This is a genomic window from Pseudoduganella sp. R-43, assembly GCF_049913255.1.
GTDB lineage: Bacteria > Pseudomonadota > Gammaproteobacteria > Burkholderiales > Burkholderiaceae_D > Rugamonas.
On record NZ_CP183988.1, the window covers coordinates 2,470,364 to 2,493,656 of the forward strand.

Sequence of the window (23,293 nt, forward strand, 5' to 3'; positions counted from 1 at the left end):
TTCATGTTTGAGTCCACTGGCGGTATCGAAAATTCCCGATCGTGGTGGCCCATTGCTGCTGCAACAGCGCGAGAGCGGGTGCCACGTTGGGGTTGGCCGGCTTGCCACGGCTCAGGCGGCGCAGCTGGTGCTTCACCATCGCCATGTAGGTCACCGAAGCGAGCACCTTGTTCTTCCAGGTGATGGCGCGCAGCAGGGGCGCCTGCGCCTTGTCCGTGCGCCAGGCATTGGGCAGTTGCGGGTCGAGTGCGAGTGCGGTGCCGATGCCCGCCATGTCGATGCCGCTGGCCAGTACTTGTTCGACGACTGCAAAGCGGCGGATGCCGCCGGTGACCATGACCGGCATGCGCGCCACCGACCGGATGTCCTTCGCAAATTCAAGGAAATAAGCTTCGCGCGCCAGCGTACGTCCATCGCGCGCCTCACCCTGCATGGCCGGCGCCTCGTAGCTGCCGCCCGAGAGTTCGATCAGGTCCACGCCTAGCGGGTTGAGTATCCCGACCACCTTCTTCGCATCGTCGGTACTGAAGCCGCCGCGCTGGAAGTCGGCCGAATTAAGCTTCACGGCAACCGCGAAACTGCTGCCCACCACAGCGCGCACGCCTTTGACGATGTCGATCAGCAGGCGGGCACGGTTTTCGAGCGAGCCGCCCCAGCGGTCATCGCGCTTGTTGGTGATAGGGGAGAGGAATTGGCTGAGCAGGTATCCATGCGCCGCATGGATTTGCACCCCATTGAAGCCGAACCCCTCAGCCAGTTGCGCGGCCTTGATGAAACGCTCCTTCACTTCGGCGATATCTCCCTCCGTCATCGCGCGCGAGGCTGCGAACTGCTTCGAAAAACTCCCCAGATCCATCGCCACAGCGGAAGGCGCGATGGTCGGCTGCCCCAGGGCGGCCGGCATCTGCCGGCCCGGGTGATTAAGCTGCAGCCAGATGTGGGCGCCATGGGCTTGCGCAGTTGCCGCCCAATCCTGGAAGCGGTCGCTGTGCAGCCAGGAATCCAGCACAACGCCGCCCGGCCCGGTCATGGCGCGCCGGTCGACCATGACGTTGCCGGTTATGAGCAGGCCCGCGCCACCTTCAGCCCAGGCGCGGTAAAGCCGGATCAACTGGGCGGAAGGAGCATGGTCCTTGTCCGCCATATTCTCTTCCATGGCGGCTTTGGCGATGCGATTCGGGATGACTGCGCCATTGGGCAGTGCCAGTGATTCGAAAGGGTTCATCGAGGAGTCCAGTGAGTTGCGATGGCTCCACCTTAGGATTAAAGTTCACTTGAAGGTCAAGCATTTATTCCGGTCATTGACCTTCAAGTGGGCTTTAAGCTTATAGTGATGCCGTGAACGGCGGGTGGACACTATGAAAATTGGGGAACTGGCCCGGCAAACAGGCTTGGCTGCATCGGCGATACGCTTCTATGAATCGAAAGGGTTGTTGAAGGTAGGGAGCCGGCAATCGAACGGTTACCGCGAATACCCGGAGGAAGCGGTAATGGTGCTGAAGATCATCAGCGATGCCCAGCATGCGGGCTTCTCGCTCGAAGAAATCGCCCAGTTGTTGCCGGACGAGGCTTCGACGTGGAAGCACGATGAATTGCTTGCGGCCTTGCGCAAGAAGATCGCCGACATCGAGGTGCTGGAACAGCGCCTGGCGCGCAGCAAATCCGAACTCCAGTCGCTGGTGGAACTGATTGATTCAAAGCCCGCAGACGTTGGCTGCAAGGAGAATGCCGAACGGGTGATAGCCGCCATGGAAGGGCGCAGGCGATCGACGCTGCCGAAGCAGCCCTGAGCTGGCTCCGTCTTCCGGCAACCAATGTACCGTTTGACTTTCGAATCAGCGTTGCGCCGCGTCGCTGTCAAAGTGGAGCATGTGCTCGACATGCACCTTGATCTCGCCATTCAGGCTGGCCAGTTCCGAGCGCAGCTCACGCGCCGATTCATCGCCAATGCCTTTCACGGTAATACAGTGATCGTAGCAGCCTGCGCGGCGCGAGATAACCCATTTCTCGATTTGGGCGTTTGAGTTTTTCAGCGTGGCTTCCAGCTGGCCCGCAACGGGTTCGTTGGTTCCCAGCGAGAGATGGAACGTGTGGGTCATGCGGAACTGGTTGCGCCAGGCGCTGAGGTCCAGGGAGGAAGCAGGGGAGGTGTGAGTTGTCATGGTTTCTCCTGAGAGCTTGGCCCGATTCGGAGCAAACCATGTCGCACCCGCTTCGTTGCCGTTAATAGGCCGCATCGCCGTGATGGCTTCCACCTTGCCCGGGGAGGCAGGTTGGCGTCGAAAATTCGACTCTTGATGCTGATTAGTTGATAACAAACGTCGCTAAACGAATTTCGTTATACAGAACTTGCGTTCAATATAGCGGAATTTCTTTGGTTGAGCAACAAATCATTGTAGTGGTGAGCAAAGCACTAATATTTCACCTGCCAGCCGCTGGTAGAACTGCAGTAGACCACGGAGAAATGACGCTCCAGCCAAGGCGGGTATAGAGCGCCCGACCATCCTCGGTCGCCACGAGCAGCCGTTCGGTTACGCCGGCTTCGGTCGCGAGGGCATCGAGCGAGTGCATGACGACACTTCCCAGGCCGCGGCGTCGATGGGATTCTGCGGTTTCGATCTGGTCGAAAATGGCGGTCTGGCCGTGCAGCACAATACGGCCCGACGCTGCCAATTCCTGGCTTTCGTGAAGCACTCGCACAACGTGCGCGCCGTGTTGGGTTTCGACAGTTTTCCGGTAACCCGGAGGCATCGCCACTTTGATGTTTGGCTGCGAAGGTCCGGCCATGAGGTAGCCGCGCCCTTCAACACTCCAATGCGCTGGCAATGCACGCCGCAAGTCCTCCGGTTCGACAGGGGCCTTGAGGAAAATGAATGGATCCCGTATGCGATCCGCGCATGCTTGAAGTGCTTGCCCCGCATCGGCAAACACGTAGCGCCGCAATTGCGCCGGCATGCCGACTTCAACGACCAGGCCACCATCATAGGGCACTGGCAAAGGCACGCCGCGCGACAAGCTCCAGCCCATAAGCCAGCGTTCGATCAGCGCAAGGTCGATATTCTTCAAGCCGGTTTCTCCGATTGAGATCAGGACGTTAGCCTAACATCAAACGCGCGCCGTTGCTTGGAGCCTCGCCGCCCAACCGCCGCCTTTGCAGTGGCAAGGCAAATTCCAGATCAATCGGGGGTAGGCAAGGGGCGGGTCAGCGCGCGTTCATTTGGCCTCGCAGAAGCTGTTGCCCGGACTGTCTCCTGGCACGTATCGAAGTTGCTCGATGTCGCGAATTTTCAAGTAGGGCCCTTCTTGCCGATCGCTGTATCCAACCAGGATGACGCATGCGTCTTGCCTGAGAACGCTGTATAGCTCGTAGAAGTGGCCAGCTTTCGGCTGGAAACTGGAGGTGATGCGGCAGGCGTAATCGCCTTTGGTAAGGTAGGCCGTAAACGTGAGCTGGCGATCCGCAGATAACTGCAAGGGATTTTCAAGCCGCCGAACGCGCCTTGGCGAACGGCAGGTGTTCGGGTCGTCATAGATGACAAGACCGGAGATCGCAGCGGAGCCACCAACGGCAACCTGAAGTTGTGCAGTCCTTCCTTCAGTGGGAGAAACGAAGTCTGGAACAGGGCTGTACTGCGCGGCTGCCGGCAAAGCTACAGCCATCAGCCCAACTAGAGCGAAGTGAGTGAAGTTGAACACGAAATGAGACCTTGATGTCACGAGCGACGCACAAGGCGTGAAAAATAACCCAGATCATCCCATGCAGCTGCGCCAGAAACGATTGCCTGGGCAAGCTCGGGAGCCAAAGCGTCCGCTCCGATTTGGCCCATAAGACTGAGCATACTCACTTGGTATCCCGCCACTATTTCAGCGCGTCGCTCCGGACTATGCCCAGACCACATGTAACCCTTGTCGTTGTACATTGCCGCTATATCGAGAACGTCGATCAGTTCTTTCTTTAAATCTGAGATTTCGTCGGCCATAGAATTTATTTGGTCAAATCAATCGGCTGCCGGAACGCACAGCGTCGAGGCAGAAGACAATGTCAGGGGTTCACCAGCGGCGACTGCTGGCAAATTGCCGTATTTTCGTTTGCGCAGTTCGGTGAAATGCCACCAAGGCTTGGGCGCACCCCCGCCCAGGAAATCAGTCACCGACATGAATACGTCCAGAACGCATGGGTCATGACGCGTGCCCGTGACGACGCAGAGGGATTCGTAAAGGTGAAGTGGGTCAGCACCAGCCAATTGGGCGGGCTTACTAAAACCTAGCAACTCGAAGTCGCGTGCTGCAGCTGGACCGATGTTGGGAAGGTCGGTGAATCGCCGGATTTTTTCTCGAACGACTTTTTGAGGGTTCATGATTGAACGTGTAGCGTGCAGGCAGTCCAGTTCACTGCAAGTTGGGAGATTCGGACGACGTCATACTATTCAAAGAGAGGAAGATGTTAGTCCTTAACTTCGTCGCGGCGAAGATCAGAGGCACAGCCTCGAAGCCAGCTACGTACATCGCAAAAATGTGCCGAGGCGCCCCAGCGGCGGAGTTTCGTCCCTGTTTCCTAGAGGTTGGGAATTTCTATGATGCCCTGAAAGGGTTCGCACAACAATTTGTATGCGAACGACCGCGCCGCCAATTCAGTTTCGAGTTCCATCACTTCGAAGTCTTCGTTCGGAAGTCTTCCCAGCGAGCCTCAATGATTGAGCTGTAAGGCAAAGAAGGGAGTCCATAGCAGCCAAGTGAAAATCCCTCATTGACCTCAACCAAGATTGTTTCGCCGCTTTCAGTTACGGCGAAGTCGATTCCATAACCTGACGGCGAATCTGCATAGGCAAGGACCGCGGACTCGATGAGCTTGAAGTCCGGGAATGCCCGGAAGTCCCCCTTGTAGTGGCGGCATCCAACGATGGTCCCTCTCAGTACAAAGACGCGATACTCAGAAATCATTGAAACGGGTTCTGAGCAAATAACAGGATAGCCGCCCGGTAGCGATGCGGTTATAGCCAGGTCCCGATAGTTGGTGACGACTTTTCCGGCGAAGAGCTTTCTATCGTTGGGGAGCGGCTTGATAAAAATGCTGCCGCCTCGATCCACAATGCTTCGCACCTCGCCCATCGAGCCTTCCCAAGTACGGCGCCCGGCAAATGAAGAAATTGACTCAGGGATTGAAACTAATCCAGGAGGGGTAATGCCAAGGCGTGTCAAGGCGCTCACTACTACTGGGATACCGCCAACGACTATGGTCTCGTCATCAAGCTCTTTGGAACTGAGCTCTTCGAACTCAAAGAACTCAATAAAGTATCCCTTCTCGGCAAAGCCGAGAAAGGCAGTTAGAACATTGATATTCGCAAATTCGCCGCGATGCTTTTGAATGAGGGCTTTCATTTGGCTGCGCCTAACGAGGCTGTATAAAAAAACGGTTCACAAGCGACACCTCGCGCGCCCCATGATCTTCACCAGCGATTCTGGTTGCAAAAACAGTCATGACGGCAGTTTGCCCTATGGCCGCCCTTTATGGCAAGCGCAATACACGGCCCCCTGGAAACGGCAGGTTTGCAACGATACAGGCCTTTATTTTCCCTACCCGTGCAGCGCCAACTTCCAGGAGTTCATCTAGTTTTCGTGGCGCGCTGGAGTCATGCCCATACCGTGCGAATCACTGGCGGATGAAGCGTAGCGCGTAAGCTGCCCAGTTGATTACAAATAGAAGGTTAGGTAAATGTAATCGTTGATGCCGATCGAGGAAACTCCTCTGCCATCTCTTGAAGACACGTCAGTAAATGCTTCGCCTCGTTCGGTAGCCGCGCAGAAAAGATCTTCCAGTTCTCGAATTCGAGCAATTCCGGCATTTCAACCAGTCCAGTGATCGCGTCCCAGAAGGCATTCCAATTGCAGCCATACCAGCCAGGGAAATCCAGACGTTCCATCAGTAAGTGGTGAAGCTCGCGAGCATCGCTCACTGTGCCAAGATCAATTGATATTTTCGATAGCCGTGCCATAGAATGCCTGAGTGTGCGATAACCTGCGGCTGGAGCGCAAAGCGCAAGTCCGCTTGCCGTGGTAGCGGAAAACGCCCATGCATTAACAAGCGCGTTTTGCGCGTCCGTTTGGATGCAGCGTTCGGCATTAATCCCACCAAACCGCCAGTGCTGTCTTGCCAGATTCGCCGAGCAGTGCCTCGGGTGCGCCGAAATCCTCAGCCGCACCGATTTCATCAGGCTCGAGCGCAGAGAGTTCCGAGGCCAAGTCTTCAGCCGCTATTCTGCCGACCACGATGACAGTGTCCGAGAACGGCCAGCAGTCGTCTCCAGGATCTACCTCCGCAATTTGAGCGAAGACGGCATCTACATCCTCTCGCTCACTAAGGCGTGCAAAAGTCGCACGAAAAGCCTCGATGCCAGGATGATCCAGAAGATTGCAGCCAATCGAGCCGAGATCATCGTTCCCGTCAAAAAATACGTCGATAGGAACGAGTTGCGGCTCGTGCTCTGAACTAAGCTTTTCAACTAATGCGTTGCGTTTTTCAGTATTCATGATTATTCGAATTTGGGCCAAAGCAGACGTTCAGCGGCGCCGTCGGGCGCCCCGCTGGATTGAATGGTTGGGAAGTACGCCCAACTATGAGGCATTCCATGGCTTCATGATTTGACCGTTCCAGGGCGTAAAAAGGTAACCCGATGAAGCATCCTGTAAAGCGCCTTGGGCCTCCATCAGCGAGTTGATTTCGTCCATAGCCGCATCCAGATCGGAAATAAAGAGTTCGAATCGAGATCCGCACTTAGACAGGAATTGTTCGTGCTCCGATCCTTGGCCTATTTCCTTTGCCTCCAGCAAAACATGAGGAAGTTGGACAAGCGTGATCTTAAACTCCTGTGATCCAAGCCTTTTCGCGAATAGCGAGCCCCCGCTCGATCTCACGTCGAAGTCGTATTTCGTAAGTTCTTGCTCCGCTTGCTGGAGTGAGGACGAACCTTCGGGAAAGAAGATAAGGCATGTGCTATTCAATGTTTGCGCTCCTACGTGCGTGCTAATCGACGGCTTGAGCGCGCAACCCGCAAGCTATCCGATTGGCTTTAAGGTTTGGCATTTGCGTCCACCCGCTTGAGCCGAAAAAATTTACGAAGCACCCACAGGATAAGGCCAAGCAGGACAAAGAACGACGCTTGCAACGAGTACACTTGAACCGTTGAAGGGCAGCCCCAAGCGCAGACTGATATATTGAGCGCAGCGGAAAAAGCTAGCGCGGCGATCAGTACAGCCAGTATAAGGAAGTGCTGCACCTTCGTCATGGGCGTCCTAGTAGCCACCGGCCGCCGCAGCGCGCAGCGATGCAGCGGTTCGGTGGACGGAATTGTCGGGTAAGAAACTCAACAAAGATTGGTGCGCGCAGTTGCTCACGGCGCCTTGGATACGCAACGGAACTCAAGGGAGAACGCTGCGCTTCTCGCAAAGCCGGAATTTGTCTCGTCGGCCTTAATCGTTTCCACAGCCTTCCCATCCTTCGAGCAGAAGGCATTTGCTTCAGCATACACCTCACCTTTAACACCGATAGGTGGGCCAAACCCGACCTGCGGGCTTTTCTTCGCAATCAGGAATGTGTCTTTTTCCATTTGCACGACACCCGTACTCGCGCATCCCGCCAACAGTACTACGAAAAACAAACCAAGCAGTTTCGAACAATTCTCCTTCTCTCCTCGTCCTACTACATTAAATCGCGGCGCAACGAGTGCGATAACGGCGGCTGAAGTGCTCAGTGCGTAAGCCGTCCGTTTGATTGAAAGGTCGGGCAAATGGGGACGCATCAAATTCCCCTCACTTGCACGAGTCCGAAGTTCATAAGCAGTTCGTCAGGGATGAAACCAATTTCGCATCGAACGCACCAATAACCCTTTACGAAGCCCATCGCCGGCACCAGTTCCGTCGCAGGATCCTTCCAGTCAAATTCAGTCGGCAAAGCATGAAGCTTGCGCGTGACATGATCCTCGGATTTACAACGAGGGCAACTTACTCTGTCCGGAATAGAATGCAACGGTTTCGTCATTCTTCAGTTGGCCCAACGAATGTAAGGGCCTTCCCCCGTCCCACATGCGCAGCCAGGTACTTGCTGCAAGCACCTGCGGTCTAAAGATTTGGAAGTCCTCCTCATCATTGGTCCACAAGGGGGAGTTATGAATAAGATTAGCACTTTAGCAGCAAATGGGAATGGCGAAAACGTTCTGACTGTGATCGGCATCGATCTGGCATGCAGGCTTATACCGCATGCCGAACCTATTGATGAACCCGTTGTACTCTCGGGGGCGTCCATATCTGAATTGTTAGGCCGCAGGCTGTGATGCCAGCCAAACGGTTTGTCGGCGTCTGAGCATGCCATGGCAATATGGACAGCTTTGAAGCGGCAGTTCATTGAACTCGTCCCAGACCTTCTGTGGGTCTACGCTGGTCCCCGCGTACGATACGCTGTCGGGCGTTGCGGATGCTCCGCATCGTCTATCGCAGTGTTCGCAGATGACGTCTTCGTAGTGGACGCGATAGTAGCGACCGTCAAGGCGAAGCATGGGAACGACGAGCCAGCCAATATGGTGAGGTTTGTGAACGAGTCCAAGGTGAGCGACGTGGAACTGGCCGTACTCATCGAGCCATCTCTTGATCCAGTCTGGAATGGGCAATGCGATATCTCCCAGTGCCGCATCCCTAATAATCTCTGACCAGGCTTCCAGCGATGGGAAGTGCACGATCTGGCCGTGAATGACTTCAGTGCGAATGCGTGGATCAGCAATTTCCATGTGCTGTGCTCTACGGCCTAACGAGGCTGTAGAAATATCCCTTTTCGGCGCGAGTTTGCGCAAACCTCAGGGATTTCTGCCAGCAGCTCAGTTGATTTTTTAATCATTCCGCCAGTTTGCCGCAAACTGCCAGTTTCAGGCAAGTAAAGGCAGTTGGCTTCAGCCCTTTTAGCGTTTCTTAGGCCGCGTATCCGTTCCTTGCCAGCTTTTCGATATTGTGAACCTAGGCAGTAGAGATGCCATTGAGTGTTCACCTTTGCCTGGCTTCGCAACGTAAAGCGGTCAAGCCGCTTGTTGTAGCGCAGGTTAGCGAAGACCGGCTCCATGGTGGCCATGCGCCGACTATACAAAGCGCGGCCACGTGGTGTATCGATTGCCTGTCGCATGGGCTGCACGTAGGTGAGTGGTGACGCCTGCCCTTCCTGAAGAAGGCCACTTGGCGAACCTGCGTGCGCTGCGGATGGCGCGCAGCTTTGCTTGGCGCCTGTGAATTTGTGATGCTGACGGCCGTTGGCAGTGCAGTTCGTGCCACTGCGGTAAAGGTGCTCACCTGCCGGGTAAATGCAGCTCTTGGTTTTTCCATCGAGCTGAAAGTCGGCCGGTCGGAAATGTATGGTGCGCTTTGGCAGCGAGGCACCGCGCTTGTCGTAAAGCGGTAAGCGTCCAGCCCTACCACCTGTAATTTCTTGTTGAACGGTTCAATACTCCTGTCTTTTTTGGAGACGGGAATGTCGGGACAAGACAACAGCAACTGTGGCAAGAGCGGTTAGATGCGGGGCGAGTCAGCGGCGAATCGATGCGTAGTTTTGCAGCTCGCCAAGGCTGGGCGCCCGCGCCAAATAGCATGGTGGAAGAAGCGCTTGGCAGAAGCAGCGGCCTGAACCCATGCCGCTGTTGCCGGTAAAAGTGAAGGCGATAGTGGCAAGCGGCCCGATTCGCCTGTCTGCCCGAATTGGTCGCTCGATTTGCCCAACACCACGCCAGCAGCGTAGTTGGCAGAATTGCTGCGCAGTCTGTGATGCAGTTGCAGGTGAACGCGGTCCGACTGGCCACACAGCCGGTCGATATTCGTGCCGGAATTGACCGGCTGTCGCTGCATGTGCAGCAAGCGCTGGGCAGGGCTCCTTGCGATGGCACGGCCTACGTCTTTGCCAACCGGCGCCACACGCGCCTGAAGGTAGTGTGCTGGGATGCCAACTGCGTGTGGATGTGCGTGCGGCGCCAGCATCATGGCCAGTTCGTTTGGCCGCAAGCCGGTGACACCAGTTGGGAGCTGACGGCCGAACAATGGCAATGGCTGATGGCCGGTGTGGACTGGCAGCGCTTGTCGAGTTGGCCTACTACCGCCGCATTTGGTTTGGCAAGAAGAGCGAAGCCTTGACCGGTGAGCAGCGCGAGCTGTTTGAGGAAACGGTCGATGCCGATCTGGCGGAATTGTCCAACGGTTCCGCCGCAACCGTGACGCGTGATTTCATGGTCCAAGTGTTGGGCGGCAGCGATTGCGGCACGCCGACTGGGCTGAATCCGTATGTCTGCTATCTGAACGATACGTCGGCCATGACGGTGCAGGTGGATGTGTCGGCCACGGCGACGCCGCTGGCGCCGATCGTTGCCGGTGCGTCGATCGTGATTCCTGGCGTGCAAGTGCAGGCGGACGTCAGTGAGCTGTCGATGGAGGCGTGGCTGCAGCAGTTGAGCCAGTCCCTGGCTGGATCTTGCTGGCGCAGATGGCGCAGTTGTCCGGTCCGCAAGGCTGATCGCCTGCTGACACCAGGTAGTCCGCAGGCCGTCAGGCTCGCGGGCTGCCGAGATTGGGATAAAATAATTGCATGTTGGAAATTTGTGGGGCGCTGTGAAGAAAAATCTGAAGCAAAGAGTGAGTAGGTGGAAGCGTTGTGTAGCCGTCGTGATAACGATTGGTGCATGCGACGTATATGCCGTGGAAAGTGGATATGTCGGACGAGATTACAGCAAGCTTTATACAGAATGCGAAGTGTTGCAGACCGGCATGGTGGTCAACGGCGGGTCGCAATTCCACATTGCGCAATGCAAGGCTTCGCAGGGGCCAAGTGGCAAGCTCCGCATCTGGAGAGTGGATTCGCTGCCGGTGAAAGGCAGGGAGGTGGTAATCGTGACTGCCGAGGTTGTCTTGCCTTGGCGGAAGGTTCGGCCGGTTGAGTATCAATTCGTTGATTGTAAGCTGAAGGGACAGCAAGATTATCAGGTCGCCGGTTTCGTTCATCCATATGACCGCCGCTGGAGTAATGCGCTTTATTACTTCGATCCGGCCCGCTCCGACCTCAAACAGATTCCCTCTTCTGCGATTGCGGACTGTATTTTCCCTGAAGGGTAAGTCAGTGGGCCGCGACTTCGGTGAATCATGAAGTCCGCAACGACGCTTCCAGTTGCACTTCGCTGCTTGAGTAGTTGTCGGGAGAACTCAAGGAAAAAGCCTGCAAGGCGCGAACCTTGCAGTTTTTTTGTCAGCTGTGAGGCTGTTGGCTATTACATCATGCCGTCCATGCCACCCATACCGCCTATGCCGCCGGCTGGCTTGTCTTCTACGACTTCGGGTAGGCGTCCAGCGAAGCCACCTGTTCGGTGGAGTTAAGCTGGCGTAGAGTTCGGGAATGGCAGCAACGAATCGATCTGGCTGTTCGCGCACGTCGGGAGACATTCCAATATGCTAGCCAGCCAATGCAGCGATTGAGACCATTGAGCCTGGCGGTGCCGAGCAAAGTCTGGATGGCGGCAGCGCGTCGGCCGGCGCGCTACGAGCCGGCGAAGAACCAGTTTTTCTTGCCGATGGCAATCGGGTGGACCGTATTCTCGATTGCGTTGTTGTCGATCGGGGGCGTGCCCGAGTCGGCGTAACGCACCAATGTTGGCCAGCGCTTGAGCGAATGCTCAATGGCTTTGCCAGTACCGCTGCCGGTGGCCACGACCTTCTGCATGCTCACCAGCCACGCGTGCAGCGCCCCCAGCGCAGGCTATGCATGCTCTTGCCGCATCCGCAGGCGTTCGTCGGCGTTCATGTTTTTAGCTTGCTGCTCAATGGCATACAGGGCGGCGATGCGCTGCAGTGCTTCCGCAGCTACTGGGCTGCCATTGGCAGCGGAGGCAGTCCAGTTGACTGCATTGTTGGGCAAAGCATCGCTAAGCTTCAAAGCTAGATCCTTGAGAGGAATTCAAGGCCACCTATACGATGTCCGGTGAGGACATCGACGATGACAGTACCAAAATGGGGGTGTTCAAGAACGACATTTGTTTCGAACTGCCATTCTGCACCAGCAGCATGTGCATTTTGCGCTGAGATGTAGCGAACGTATGCTGCGCTTTCCCAGGCGCCGGCCCCGCAGTCTTCCAGCGCGTGCGGAAGCCACGGGTATTCCGGCGCTTGAACCCTTGCAATCGCAGCTAGAATTTGCGGCGTGAATCCACAGCTCAAATCAGCCATGTCATTTCCTTTGCGGCCCAACGTTGGACGTAACCGGCCGCAGCAGCGCGCAGCGATGCGGAGGTCCGGTTGACGGAATTGTTGGGCGATTTTAGGCAAGTGCTCACTTGGGGTTGATCCAGTGACGAATAGCTTTCCCGCTGTGACTTACCATGATGTAGGTTTGGCCACCGAACCGGCTTTGGCAACACCCGACCTCCCAACCTTCCTCATTAATTTGCAACGTAAATGCAGGCTTCCAACGCAAGGAATTGGCATTTGCGTATTCACGAGCAATCACCAACGCGAGCGCGGGTTCTAGTCTGTCCGATTCGTCTAGGACCCGCCCATTCTCGCCGTTGATCCGAGTGATCGATTCATTCTCAGCTTGAACTTGCCACTCACCTGCATCGAAGCCAATAAAAAATGGCGGTCGCCATGCCCAGCTTCGATCCTTTGCGGTGGCGCAAGCAGTCCTAAACACTTCGATTTCATCAATGGTCATGGCTGAAGGGCGCAACCGTCGAGCTCAGTGGCGACGCTGTGAAGCAGCGGCATCCACTGGGGCGTCAGGTTCGGCAGGTTGAAAAAGCCACGGCTCGCCTTTTGTGCAGCCAAGCATCAGGCGCCTTTGAGTAAACAAAAAACGGTTTACGCGAGAACGTAGGTCACCAATTCGGAAGGACCAAACAGGTCTTTCGCAAATGCGCAGGCTCCATTGATCATTTGTGCCGTAGAACCCGAAATTCAGCTCAAGCTCGGCCGGGCTTTCAACATCTTGAAGGAACCCGAAGTAGTCAGGAGTCGACACGATGTCTCGGACTCTTCCCTCGTCGTCAATCAGATGAAACCAAGTTCTCACGCCGTCAAAGTAGTCGTAGTTTGTAACAAAAATGGTGAAGGCGCCGCACAAAAACTGTGCGGCAATCTCATCTCCATCGACCACCACCCAGGTTGGTTTTCCATCGCGAACCAACCGGCGTTTGAACGCTCTGAAAGGGTACCAAGCGGGAAGCACTTGAAGTGAATATCGTTCAATCGGTTTCATGCGAATTTCTACGCCGAATGTGGCGCTAACCGGCGGCTGGAGGGCGCAGCGCGTAAGTCGTTCGGTTGAGCTAGATGTTGGACACGCGCGTGAACTGGCCGAGAAGGCTCAGACGATAGCGTGTCTGCGAATGCGCCAACACGAACGGGCGCAAAACGCGCATGCTGGCCCCTGCCACCGACCTGGGAGCAGCCAGCGGCCCAAACGCCACCGATAGCCACGGAGGCCGAGCAGTGGGCCTTGGAGCCAAGCGGAGAGGACGAAGCGTGCATCATGTTCACAGCGATGACCAACGTTCAAAGTAGCTGGCCTCAGGAACGGGCAGCGTGGAGGCAGTCCAGTTGACTGCAATGTTAGAGATTAGTCGGCAATCCCGTACAGGCCAAGTTGTTTCCATTTTGCGTATGACAGTACCGAGATCAGCTTATGCAAGAAGGCCTCTTCATCAGGGCGCAAGTCCAACGTGAGCAGGGGGAGCAATTGCGGAAGTGCCTGCTCGATCTCTGCGACAGAAAAAGCCTGATCTTCTAAAAGATTGGAGATCCGTTGAACGAATGAAGATTCGACTCGTTCAAGCAGACGCAATATGGCTGGAAGTTCGGCGAACTCAATTCCACCCACTATATCCGGCGCGTCCTTGACCTTGCTCCCTCGGCCAACTACCAAATCGTATGCCATTGGTGATCTTTAACGTGGTTGTTCAGCGGCGCCCTCAGGCATCCGCTGGAACTTGTGGTTGGGACGGCTGTCTTGCATCCGACTGGCATGGCCTGGATTCTGCCAAGAGCCCCTCGCTTCCGCCGACTCCCGCCAAACGGATCGCCTTGTGGCACTCCGGGCAAATAACGAAGTATTCGCTTTTCGCAGGATCGACCGTGGCTGACCCTCTGCGGAGAGTGAAGTTGGATTCATGAGACGCGCTTTGATCAAGTGGGCAAATAGTTTCAGCGCTCATAGAAGCTCCCAACGTGGTGCTAACCGGCGGCTGGAGCGCGCAGCGCGTAAGCCGTCCGGTTGAGCTAGATGTTGGACACGCGCGTGAACTGGCCGCGAAGGACCAACCGACAGCGTGTCCGCGAATGCGCCCGCACGAACGCGAGCAAACCGCGCGTGCAGGCCCCTGCCACCAAGCTGAGAACTGCCAGCGGCCCAATTGCCAGAAGTAAGAGCTGAAGCCTGCATCATGTTCAAAGCGATGACCAACGTAAAGTCGACGTCAAATTGACGTTTTAATAAATTTCATAATGCCGTCTTTTGGCAATTTATGCAATGCCAAGCCCCAGGTTTTGGCAATCTGCGCGCATAAAACCTCCCAAATTTAGATAAAAGCGTCGATTGGTAGGCTTCGAAGGCAACTACGGCTGAAGGCGAGCAAAAAAGATGGGTGTAGTTGAATTACGTCACGCCAATTCAGCTTGGGTGAGTAAACAAGAGCTAAGGCGCAAAATCGATTCGCTGTTACGTAGTAGAAGTACATAAACCAATAAAATAGGGAGATTATATGAAGGTTCGCCGTGCCCTCGGGTTGGCGACGTTGGGCTGCGCCATGCTTGGCAGTCCGCTCGTCGTTCGAGCCGCAATCAATGCCAACAATCTCGGCGCCGCCTATGACGCCACGAAATCCAGCATCAACTTCAAGATCTACTCCAGCCGTGCCACCCGCATTGACCTGTACCTGTATGGCGCCGCCACCGGCCAGCAGGAAAAAGTAAGCTTGCCGATGACCCTCGGCACGGGAGGCATCTGGAGCCTGAACGTCACCAGCAGCCAACTGGCCGGCTACGGCATCACCGGTACCGTCTACTATGGCTACCGCGCCTGGGGACCGAACTGGCCCTATAACGCGACATGGGCCAAGGGCTCATCAGCCGGGTTCATTGCGGACGTCGACGCCAATGGCAACCGCTTCAATCCTAACAAGCTGTTGACCGATCCCTATGCGCTGGAAATCAGCCATGATCCGACCACGTCCACAATGAGCAACGGCACGATCTACGCCAGCGGCGCGCTTTACCGCAACATCGACAGCGGCAGCAGTGCTCCGAAAGGCATCGTGCTGCAGGGCGATGCCCAATCGATCGGCACCAAGCCCACGCGCGCTTTCAAGGACGATATCGTGTACGAAGCCCATGTGCGAGGGCTGACGAAGAACGACAGCAGCATCACGGCCGCTTATCGCGGCACCTACAAAGGCGCGGGGTTGAAAGCGCCATATCTCGCAAGCCTTGGCGTGACCGCAGTCGAATTCCTGCCGATGCAGGAAACCCAGAATGACACGAACGATGCCGATCCAAATTCAAACACGGGCGACAACTACTGGGGCTATATGACCCTGAACTACTTTGCGCCGGATCGTCGTTACAGCTACGATCGGACGGCCGGCGGCCCGACCCGCGAGTTCAAGGAAATGGTGAAAGCCTTCCACGACAACGGCATCAAGGTGTATATCGACGTGGTCTATAACCACACGGGCGAGGGCGGCCAGTGGAATGCCGGCGACAAGACCACCTACAACATCTATGGCATGCGCGGGCTCGATAACCCAACCTATTATTCGCTGACCAGCGACTTCCAGAATTCCTGGGACAACACCGGCGTGGGCGGCAACTACAACACGCGCAACATGGTGGCGCAGAACCTGATCGTCGATTCGCTGGCTTACTGGCGCGACAAGCTGGGCGTTGACGGCTTCCGCTACGACCTGGCTTCGGTGCTGGGCAACACTTGCCAGCATGGCTGCTACAACTTCGACAAAATGGATAGCGGCAATGCGCTCAACCGCATCGTGGCGGAGCTGCCGGCACGCGCGGCCGCTGGAGGCAGCGGTGTTGACCACATCGCAGAACCATGGGCAATCGGCGGCAACTCTTACCAGGTTGGCGGCTTCCCGACTGGCTGGGCGGAATGGAACGGCATCTACCGCGATGTGATCCGGCAGGACCAGAACAAGATGGGGCAGGTGGCCATCACCCCCGGCACGCTGGTCACGCGTTTTGCGGGTTCCAGCGACTTGTATGGCGACGATGGACGCAAGCCCTGGCATTCGGTGAACTTCATCACAGCCCATGACGGCTTCACGCTCAAGGATCTGTATAGCTGCAATTCGAAGAACAATACCCAGGCCTGGCCTTATGGCCCAAGCGATGGTGGCGAGGACAATAACAACAGCTGGGACCAGGGTGGCGTTGCGGGCGACCAGCGCAAGGCCGCGCGCAACGGCATGGCGTTGATGTTGTTGTCGGGTGGCGTGCCGATGATGGTGGGCGGTGACGAGTCGCTTCGCAGCGTCAACTGCAACAATAATCCCTACAACCTGGACTCCGTCGCCACGTGGCAGAACTGGAGCTGGACTGCGGACCAGTCCAATTTCCAGTCCTTTACCAAAGGCCTGGTCGCGTTCCGCAAAGAGCACCCTGCGCTGCGTCCTGCGAATTTCTATTCTTCGACGGACGGCAACGGCAACGTGATGGAGCAACTGCGCTGGTTCAAACCGGATGGTGCAGTGGCCGATGCGACGTACTTCAATGACAGCAATAACCACGCGATTGCCTGGCGCATCGACGGCAGTGAGTTTGGCGACAGCGCTTCCGCCGTCTATGTTGCCTACAACGGCTGGAGCGGCAATGTGAACTACACGCTGCCGTGGCCGGGTACGGGCAAGAGCTGGTACCGCGTGACCGACACTTGCACCTGGGCCGAAGGCCCCGGCCAGGTTCGCACGCCAGGCGCGGAAGACTTCATCGGCGGCGAAAACTATGTCTACGGCGTTTGTGGCCGCGGCTTGCTGCTGCTGATTGCGAAGTAGAAAGCTTGGATGGGTAAAACGCCGACGCTGTGACGCCGGCGTTCCGCTATCGGCCTGGTTGCTGGCCGCTGGGCGGCGTTGACGTTCCCGGTGTGTTGGCCGGGCTGGTCGCAGGCGTCGCGCCGCTGGCGGGGGCCGTTGGCTGCGTGCCCTGGGTGGCGGCGCTGCCGCCGCTGGCGCCGCTGGTCGAATTGCCGGCGCCGGTGGCAGGCGGGCTGGGAAGCGCGGCTGCTGGCGCTGGTGCGGTACCGGTGCCGCCAGTATCCGGCGTGGTCTGGGTTCCGATGCCTGTTGGCGGGTTGGCAGGGCTTTCGGCGTTATGTTTGCTGCAGGCCGGGAGGACGGCTGCAAGCAGGGCGCCCAGCATCAGGGCGCCCGCATGGCGGAGAATCGGCATGGCAGGGCCTCCGTTCTAATAAGTTGGGCGTCGATCGCGCTGCATGTCCTTCTGGTCTGTCTTGTCGGGCACAGTGGACGGCGGCTGGGCGGCGCCTGTGGTGCCTTGCGTGCCGCTGGTCCCGCTGGTTCCTGGCGTGGCTCCGCTTGCTGGCGTTGTCGTGGTGTCTGGTGCTGGCGTCGTGGAGTCGGACGGTGGCGTGGTTGGCGTCACGGGTGCCGGGGCAGGGGTTGCCGGCGGCGGCGTTGGCGTTGTTGTTTCTGGCGAAGTTACCGGCGCAGGCGTCGTGTCTTCCGTGCGGTTTTTGCAGCCGGCCAGGCCGGCGGCCAGGACTGTGCCCAGCAACAGGGCGCCTGCTTTGCTCATGGTGTTCATCTTGAATCTCCTTTATTGGGCAGCCAGCACCCGCAACAATGCCGGTACTTCGGCTGCAATTTCACGCGCCAGGTAGCCCAGTGGGCCGCAACGCAGCGCCAGTTGCTCGCCGGCGGCCGCGTGCAGCACCACGCCCCAGGCCGCAGCCTGTTCCAGCGAAGCACCACGCGCCAGCAGCCCGGCGATGATGCCGGCCAGGGTATCCCCCGAACCGGAAATGGCCAGGCCGGCATTGCCGCCCTGGTGTTGCCACAGCTTGCCGTCCGGCGTCGCCAGCACCGTGGTAGCACCTTTCAGTGCGAGGACGGCATTCCAGCGGTCGGCAGCGGCTTGCGCGGCGCCATGCGGCTCCCGCTCGATATTGCCGCGCACACCGCCCGTCAGTCGCGCCAGTTCGCCGGCGTGGGGTGTCAGCAGTACAGGCGTGGAAAAACGGAAGTGCTCCCAATCGACTGCTTCGTCCAGCAAATGCGGCTCGCCACGCGGATGTACCGCGCACATGGCGATGGCATCGAGTACGATGGGAATGGCGCTGAAGCGCTGCAGCAGCTGGTGCACCAGTTCCACGCAGCTGGCTTCGTCCTCCATGCCGGGGCCGACCAGCAAGGCATCAGCCTTGCCGGCCAGTTCAGCGAGGCGGCGCGCGCTGTCGGCCTGGAAGCCGTGTGCCGCGGTTTCGCCCAGGCTGATCACGCGTGCTTCGGGGATGGCGGCGCCCACTTGCGGCGCCACGCTGGCAGCGGTAGCGATGGTCAGCTTGCCGGCACCGGCGCGCAGGGCCGCTTCGCCGGCGAGGATGGCGGCGCCGGGCATTTCCGCCGAGCCGGCAACCACCAGCACGTGGCCGCGCACCTCCTTGTCGCCATCGAAGCCGGGTTGCGGCAAGGGCCAATCGCGCAGCAGGGCGGGAGCCAGTTCGATCGGGGCGGCGTTGCTCATGGTTTCGGCGCGGCCGGGACGTCCGGCTTGTCGGTGACGGGGGTGCCGCTGTCTTTCAGCGGGGCGACGAAGTTTTCCAGCTCCAGCACCAGCTTGCCGCGTTTGCCCGCTTGCGGATCGAACTGGTAGGAGGTCACGCCGCAATTCGGCACATCGGCCGCGCGGTCGATGGCGAGAATGGTTTCCTCATCCAGCCGCTCGACCAGGTAGCGGAAGCAGTTCACGATCACCTGGTGGCCGATGATCAGCACGCGCTCGCGGCGGTATTCGCGGGTGATGGTGTCGAGCACACTGCGCAGGCGCAGGATCACATCGCACCAGCTCTCGCCACCGGGCGGTCGGAAGTAGAACTTGCCGACGTGTTTGCGCTGTGCCGCCAGGTCGGGGTATTTCTCAGAGATGCCAAGTGGTGTCAGGCGATCGGTAATGCCGAATTCCTTTTCGCGCAGGCGTTCATCGGAGACCACGGCCAGCATGTCCTCAGGGCCGAGGCATTGCAGCACCGCTTGCGCCGTCGCGCGGGCGCGCAGGTAAGGCGAGTACAGCACGACATTGGGCTGCTGCCCGGCGGGCAAGGCCGCGAACCATTGCGCCAGTGCGTCCGATTGGCGCATGCCCAGTTCGGAGAGGGGGACATCGACATCGCGCTCGGCAATGTCGATCAGCAACTCATTGGCAGCCGTGGCAGCATCACGCGCCACGTTGCCGGCACTCTGGCCGTGGCGCACAAGCCAGATCTGTTGCGGCCATTTTTGCTCCATCGCATACCTTTCGGTGGATAGCCAAAAGCCTATGGTAAGCGATGCGATGGCAGGGCGGCACACAATCCCCGCCAGCAAGAATTACAGCCGCGCCCGTGTCACACCCTGGGGTCACACCCCAAGTGTGACACGGGCTCAGCCAAGCCGTAGTCGAGGCCGTGTCACTTTCGGGGTGTGACCCCAAGGTGTGACACGGGCTCGGCTGGTGGGGCGGCTTAGGGGTTCCAGCCGGCGCCGTTGTTGTAGGCGGCGAAGAGTTGGGCGCGGGTGGCGAAGCCGGCAGCGACGTCGGTGGCGCTTAGCTGGTAGCCGCCGACGCGCGTGGCGAGGTTGAGTGGGGCGCCGGACAGGTCGGTGCTGCCGTACTCGCGCCAGCCGCTGCCGGCATTGGGCACGGCCGGGCTGGGCGCGGGTTGGCCGTTGACGCCGGCACCGGCCCAGCCGACTGGCGCAACGTGGCTATCCATCTGGCAGTTGATGAAGGCGATGTTGTCCCATACGCTTGCGTTGCCTGAACTGCGTGCCAGGTAGGTGGCGCCGTTTGGCACGTCGCCGTGCGCGGGGCCAGGGCCGGGGCCGTGCGTCAGGCGGCTGTTGAGGAAGACGTAGCCTTTGTCGCTGGCATTCGGCACGCGCGCTTGCAGGACATACCCGCCGCTGCTGGCGCTGGTAGTGTCGCCGACCGAGCGGATTTCGCTTTCTTCGAACAGGGCTGCGTGGCTGCCTCCCCAGATGAAGTCGACATTGCCCGCCACCAGCGTGCGGTAGAACCAGGACCAGCCTTTCAGGTTCAACGTGTCTTGTTCGCTGTAGAAGGCGGCGTCGCGCGCAATCAGCCGGCCGTTGTCGTTGTTGAAGTACAGCGTTTCCGCCTGTGCCGAGATGTTGGCGGCGCGCAGGGTGGTGTTGCGCAGGGTGAGGGTGTCGAGCAGCAGCATGTCCGAGGTTTCCACCAGCATGACGGAACGTCCACCCCCAGCAGTGGCGCTGGTGCCTGGAGCCTGGCTGGCGCCGGTGCCGGGATTGAGGGTGTCGTGGTTGGTGTATTGGATTACCGTGCCGTCGCGGCTTTCACCGCGCAGGGTGACGTTGTCCTTGCCCCGCAGGTAGAGCAGTTCGTTGTAGCTGCCGTTGCGGACCGTGACCGTGGCTGGCGTGGCCTTGTCCACGTTCTGCATCAGGAAGTTCAGCGCTCCCTGGACGGTGGCGAAGTCGCTGCCGGCATCGGCTCCGACCACCAGGTCCGGGCCCGCCGGAGCCGCAGCCTTTGTCGTGAAGGACCAGTTACCCAGCTTGCCGATGCCGACGAAGGGTGTACCACCCAGCGTGGCGCCATTGAATACGCCGTTCGCTATCGCAACGTAGTATTCGGTTGCGTAAACGAGCTTGCCGTTGTGCGGCTTGATTGTCACGACGTTGCCGTTGATCGTAATCGGATGGGTATTTACCTTGCGTACTGCCGCCTGGCCGGGGTAGCCCAGTTCATCGCTCTCGCCGGACAGCTTGATCACATCGACCAGCGCATCGTCCATCTTGCGGAAGATGCGGATGGTGCCGCTGCTGCCCAGTGATGGCGTGCTGTCGAATGCCAGGCGCAGGCTGGCGTCCACCTGGGCCTCGCCCTGTGCCGCAGCGGGAGAGGCGCGGTCGGCCAGGGTGTAGGTTTGCGTCGGTTGCACGAATTGCGCACCGATGGTGGCGCTGATCAACCGTACCAGCGTCGGGTCGCTGTCGCTGGTCACGCGCACCGTGGCGTTGCCGGCGCCGACCGGCGTCAGTGCCAGCGTGTTGCCGCTGATGCCGACTGCCAGCACCGCCGGGTTGCTGGAACTGGCGCTATAGCTGTCGGCCGATCCATCGGGCTTGACGGCGGTAACAGCCAATTGCAGCGGCGCGTCGCCCGCTTCGGCGGTGTAGCTCGTGGTGGCGGGATTGAGCGTCAGCTGCGCGGGCTTCAGGCTTGGGTCGCCAATCCGCACGTCGTCGATCTGGAAGGATTTGTTGGCGGTGTACAGGCCGACCAGCCCGCGCGCGCTGAAGGTAGTATCGGTCACGGAGCCAAGCGATTCGCCATCGAGATAGACCGTCAGCGTGCTGCCAATCATCTCAAAGCGCACGGTATAGAACACCGAATCCATATTGATTGGCTTGCGCACTTGCTTGGGGCGGGTCAGCGCGCCATTCAGCATCCTGGCGATTTCAACCTGGGTGCTGGTGTTGGCGTTCTGGACATTCAGGCCGGCGCCGTACCAGTTGCTGGCGTTGGTGTAGCGCGTAATCAGGTAGAGCTGCTTGTTGCCGGTGGTGCTGTTGGTTTGCGGCTTGATGCGCGCTTCGACAAAGTAGTCGCCGCTCGGCACATTGGCCATGGCGGCTGGCTTTAGCAGGGCCAGCACGCCGCCGGTCGTGGCGGCGGTGTACTGCATCAGCATATTCGTCGCGCCGACCGCTTCCGCCTTGACGCTGAAACTGCCGTTCGCGCCGGCCACGGGCAGCAAATCCCAGTTGGCGGAGGTGCCGGACTGGAAGTCGTCGCAGAAATACAGGCCGCTCGGCGGGCAGCTCAGGGTAAGGATCGGCGTGCCGCTGGTGTCGCCCGTGCCGCTGATGCTGATGGACAGCTTGCCGGCGCCGGCCTGCGCCAGCGCGTTGGCCTTCACCAGGGAGGTAGGGCGCACGCTGTAGGTATATGGCGGCGTCCACGTCACGTTATTGTTGATGGTGCATCCTCCAAGCAGGGTGCCGTTCAGCAGCGAGCCACTGTCCTTGAAGGCGCCGGTGGCGGCGCCGCCCGGATTGACCACGATATTGCTGCAGCCCTGGGCTCCGGTGATGTCGAACACGTTCGATTGCGACAGGATCCTGGAGTTGTAGCCGGCGCCGATGCTGTACAGGTTCGCATACACCGCGGCATCTCGGCTGCCGGTGAAATAGTTGTTAAACAGGTGGACCTGGCCGTAACGCACGCGCGGTGCGCGGCTGGACACGTTGCGGAAGACATTGTTGCTGAAAGTGACGCGCAGCTTGCCTTCGTCGGCTGTGGCGCCGTCGCCCGAACCGATCAGGTTGTTCTTGTGGTGCTCGCCGAACACGTTGTACGACACTGTCACGTAGTCGGATGCGTTGGTGATGTCGAGCGCCCCATCGTGGCATTGTTTCAGCTGGCCGTTTTCGATCGGCAGCAGGTTGTCCGTCATCGGTGCGTCAGTGAATGTATTGTGGTCGATCCAGACGTGGTCGGAGCCTGAAACGCCAATCGCGTCATAGGCCGAATTCCATGCACCATTGGCGCCGTCGTTCGGGTCCCACACCGGGCCCACGTCGCAGGGCGCAACGATCTTCAGGTTGCGGATGATGATTTGCGAGACGCCGACAAGCTGGATATGGCCGTTGACGATGCCTGCGCCGGCTCCAGCACCGACCAGGGTCGTATTGCTTTTCAAGCGGATCGCGCCGCGAATGGCCTGGTCGCCCGTGTTCGCGTAAGGCACGCCTTCAGTCATGTCGATCGTGCCGGTGATCTTGATGATCTTGGGATTGATGCCGCCGTTATTGATGGCGTTGATCAACTGGGCGCGATTGCTCACGCTGTAGATTTGCGAAGCGATGGCGGCTGAGCCGCCGGCGGTTCCGCCAGCCTGGCTTGCCCAGCCGTCGACCGGGGCGGCGACGCGCGCCGGGTCATCGGCCCCCTGCGCGGGCAGGCATAACGCTGCAAGCAGGGCGAGCGCGATCCTGAAACCTTTGAGTTCCAT

Annotated in this window: 27 protein-coding genes, 1 pseudogene and 1 riboswitch; of the genes and pseudogenes, 5 read left to right on the top strand and 23 right to left on the bottom strand. The window is 58.7% G+C overall.

Annotated elements, in window-relative coordinates:
* Position 1 precedes the first annotated feature (1 nt).
* Complete coding sequence (locus ACN9M3_RS11220) at positions 2-1,225, bottom strand: NADH:flavin oxidoreductase/NADH oxidase family protein (protein ID WP_426322491.1); 1,224 nt, start codon at positions 1,223-1,225, stop codon at positions 2-4.
* A gap of 133 nt (positions 1,226-1,358) precedes the next feature.
* Between ACN9M3_RS11220 and ACN9M3_RS11225 the strand changes: the two genes are divergently transcribed.
* A complete protein-coding gene (locus ACN9M3_RS11225) occupies positions 1,359-1,790 on the top strand; it encodes a MerR family transcriptional regulator (protein WP_426322493.1) in 432 nt (143 codons plus the stop codon).
* Positions 1,791-1,835: 45 nt separating this feature from the next.
* Here the strand turns inward: ACN9M3_RS11225 and ACN9M3_RS11230 are convergent, their stop codons facing one another.
* The 12 genes from ACN9M3_RS11230 to ACN9M3_RS11285 all read right to left on the bottom strand — a co-directional run bounded on the left by ACN9M3_RS11230 (position 1,836) and on the right by ACN9M3_RS11285 (position 9,163).
* The gene (locus ACN9M3_RS11230; RefSeq protein ID WP_426322495.1) at positions 1,836-2,162 is read right to left on the bottom strand and encodes a hypothetical protein; all 327 of its coding nucleotides are present in this window, start codon (positions 2,160-2,162) and stop codon (positions 1,836-1,838) included.
* A 41-nt stretch (positions 2,163-2,203) separates the two neighbouring features.
* Positions 2,204-2,306, bottom strand: a riboswitch (SAM-I-IV-variant riboswitch).
* Between the two features lie 115 nt (positions 2,307-2,421).
* Complete coding sequence (locus tag ACN9M3_RS11235) at positions 2,422-3,066, bottom strand: GNAT family N-acetyltransferase (protein ID WP_426322497.1); 645 nt, start codon at positions 3,064-3,066, stop codon at positions 2,422-2,424.
* A gap of 147 nt (positions 3,067-3,213) precedes the next feature.
* Positions 3,214-3,696 (bottom strand): hypothetical protein, encoded by a 483-nt coding sequence (locus ACN9M3_RS11240; RefSeq protein WP_426170766.1) that lies wholly within the window; start codon positions 3,694-3,696, stop codon positions 3,214-3,216.
* A 17-nt stretch (positions 3,697-3,713) separates the two neighbouring features.
* A complete protein-coding gene (locus ACN9M3_RS11245; RefSeq protein WP_426170768.1) occupies positions 3,714-3,980 on the bottom strand; it encodes a hypothetical protein in 267 nt (88 codons plus the stop codon).
* 18 nt (positions 3,981-3,998) lie between these two features.
* Entirely contained in the window at positions 3,999-4,358 is a 360-nt protein-coding gene (locus ACN9M3_RS11250; RefSeq protein ID WP_426170769.1) for a helix-hairpin-helix domain-containing protein, read from the bottom strand.
* Positions 4,359-4,647: 289 nt separating this feature from the next.
* The gene (locus ACN9M3_RS11255) at positions 4,648-5,379 is read right to left on the bottom strand and encodes an ATP-grasp domain-containing protein (RefSeq protein ID WP_426322500.1); all 732 of its coding nucleotides are present in this window, start codon (positions 5,377-5,379) and stop codon (positions 4,648-4,650) included.
* 326 nt (positions 5,380-5,705) lie between these two features.
* Complete coding sequence (locus ACN9M3_RS11260) at positions 5,706-5,993, bottom strand: barstar family protein (RefSeq protein WP_426322502.1); 288 nt, start codon at positions 5,991-5,993, stop codon at positions 5,706-5,708.
* A 127-nt stretch (positions 5,994-6,120) separates the two neighbouring features.
* Positions 6,121-6,528: a hypothetical protein gene (locus ACN9M3_RS11265; protein ID WP_426322504.1), complete on the bottom strand. Its 408-nt coding sequence runs from the start codon at positions 6,526-6,528 to the stop codon at positions 6,121-6,123.
* A gap of 84 nt (positions 6,529-6,612) precedes the next feature.
* Complete coding sequence (locus tag ACN9M3_RS11270) at positions 6,613-6,999, bottom strand: hypothetical protein (RefSeq protein ID WP_426322506.1); 387 nt, start codon at positions 6,997-6,999, stop codon at positions 6,613-6,615.
* Positions 7,000-7,388: 389 nt separating this feature from the next.
* The gene (locus ACN9M3_RS11275; RefSeq protein WP_426322508.1) at positions 7,389-7,796 is read right to left on the bottom strand and encodes a hypothetical protein; all 408 of its coding nucleotides are present in this window, start codon (positions 7,794-7,796) and stop codon (positions 7,389-7,391) included.
* Positions 7,797-8,309: 513 nt separating this feature from the next.
* The gene (locus ACN9M3_RS11280; protein WP_426170774.1) at positions 8,310-8,777 is read right to left on the bottom strand and encodes a hypothetical protein; all 468 of its coding nucleotides are present in this window, start codon (positions 8,775-8,777) and stop codon (positions 8,310-8,312) included.
* Positions 8,778-8,794: 17 nt separating this feature from the next.
* On the bottom strand, positions 8,795-9,163 hold the full coding sequence (locus ACN9M3_RS11285; RefSeq protein WP_426170776.1) for a transposase: 369 nt from the start codon (positions 9,161-9,163) through the stop codon (positions 8,795-8,797).
* A gap of 644 nt (positions 9,164-9,807) precedes the next feature.
* On the opposite strand from ACN9M3_RS11285, the gene tnpB reads away from it, so the two are divergent.
* From tnpB to ACN9M3_RS11300, 3 genes are read left to right on the top strand one after another with little or no spacing between them, the layout of a single operon-like run.
* Entirely contained in the window at positions 9,808-10,158 is a 351-nt protein-coding gene (gene tnpB, locus ACN9M3_RS11290) for an IS66 family insertion sequence element accessory protein TnpB (RefSeq protein WP_426170777.1), read from the top strand.
* Complete coding sequence (locus ACN9M3_RS11295) at positions 10,110-10,661, top strand: transposase domain-containing protein (RefSeq protein ID WP_426170778.1); 552 nt, start codon at positions 10,110-10,112, stop codon at positions 10,659-10,661. The genes tnpB and ACN9M3_RS11295 overlap by 49 nt, the downstream gene beginning before the upstream one ends.
* The gene (locus tag ACN9M3_RS11300) at positions 10,630-11,130 is read left to right on the top strand and encodes a hypothetical protein (RefSeq protein WP_426170780.1); all 501 of its coding nucleotides are present in this window, start codon (positions 10,630-10,632) and stop codon (positions 11,128-11,130) included. Before ACN9M3_RS11295 ends, ACN9M3_RS11300 begins: the two co-directional genes overlap by 32 nt.
* 418 nt (positions 11,131-11,548) lie before the next feature.
* On the opposite strand, the pseudogene ACN9M3_RS11305 reads toward ACN9M3_RS11300, so the two are convergent.
* From ACN9M3_RS11305 to ACN9M3_RS11325, 5 genes and pseudogenes are all read right to left on the bottom strand, one after another.
* Positions 11,549-11,944: pseudogene (locus tag ACN9M3_RS11305) on the bottom strand (IS66 family transposase).
* Between the two features lie 2 nt (positions 11,945-11,946).
* Positions 11,947-12,234: a hypothetical protein gene (locus tag ACN9M3_RS11310; RefSeq protein WP_426170781.1), complete on the bottom strand. Its 288-nt coding sequence runs from the start codon at positions 12,232-12,234 to the stop codon at positions 11,947-11,949.
* A gap of 103 nt (positions 12,235-12,337) precedes the next feature.
* Positions 12,338-12,718, bottom strand: a complete 381-nt coding sequence (locus ACN9M3_RS11315) for a hypothetical protein (protein ID WP_426322511.1) — start codon at positions 12,716-12,718, stop codon at positions 12,338-12,340.
* Between the two features lie 24 nt (positions 12,719-12,742).
* Positions 12,743-13,261, bottom strand: a complete 519-nt coding sequence (locus ACN9M3_RS11320) for a hypothetical protein (RefSeq protein WP_426170784.1) — start codon at positions 13,259-13,261, stop codon at positions 12,743-12,745.
* Positions 13,262-13,621: 360 nt separating this feature from the next.
* The gene (locus tag ACN9M3_RS11325) at positions 13,622-13,939 is read right to left on the bottom strand and encodes a hypothetical protein (protein ID WP_426170785.1); all 318 of its coding nucleotides are present in this window, start codon (positions 13,937-13,939) and stop codon (positions 13,622-13,624) included.
* 823 nt (positions 13,940-14,762) lie between these two features.
* On the opposite strand from ACN9M3_RS11325, the gene ACN9M3_RS11330 reads away from it, so the two are divergent.
* Entirely contained in the window at positions 14,763-17,066 is a 2,304-nt protein-coding gene (locus ACN9M3_RS11330) for an alpha-amylase family glycosyl hydrolase (RefSeq protein ID WP_426322514.1), read from the top strand.
* Between the two features lie 46 nt (positions 17,067-17,112).
* Here ACN9M3_RS11330 and ACN9M3_RS11335 read toward each other — a convergent pair whose 3' ends face one another.
* From ACN9M3_RS11335 to ACN9M3_RS11355, 5 genes are all read right to left on the bottom strand, one after another.
* Entirely contained in the window at positions 17,113-17,463 is a 351-nt protein-coding gene (locus tag ACN9M3_RS11335) for a hypothetical protein (protein WP_426170789.1), read from the bottom strand.
* 15 nt (positions 17,464-17,478) lie between these two features.
* Positions 17,479-17,838 carry a hypothetical protein gene (locus ACN9M3_RS11340; RefSeq protein ID WP_426170790.1) on the bottom strand — a complete coding sequence of 120 codons (360 nt, stop codon included), beginning with the start codon at positions 17,836-17,838 and terminating at the stop codon, positions 17,479-17,481.
* Positions 17,839-17,850: 12 nt separating this feature from the next.
* Positions 17,851-18,777 (bottom strand): NAD(P)H-hydrate dehydratase, encoded by a 927-nt coding sequence (locus ACN9M3_RS11345; protein ID WP_426170792.1) that lies wholly within the window; start codon positions 18,775-18,777, stop codon positions 17,851-17,853.
* Positions 18,774-19,538 (bottom strand): histidine phosphatase family protein, encoded by a 765-nt coding sequence (locus ACN9M3_RS11350; protein ID WP_426170793.1) that lies wholly within the window; start codon positions 19,536-19,538, stop codon positions 18,774-18,776. Before ACN9M3_RS11350 ends, ACN9M3_RS11345 begins: the two co-directional genes overlap by 4 nt.
* Positions 19,539-19,753: 215 nt before the next feature.
* Positions 19,754-23,293 carry a pectinesterase family protein gene (locus ACN9M3_RS11355; RefSeq protein WP_426322517.1) on the bottom strand — a complete coding sequence of 1,180 codons (3,540 nt, stop codon included), beginning with the start codon at positions 23,291-23,293 and terminating at the stop codon, positions 19,754-19,756.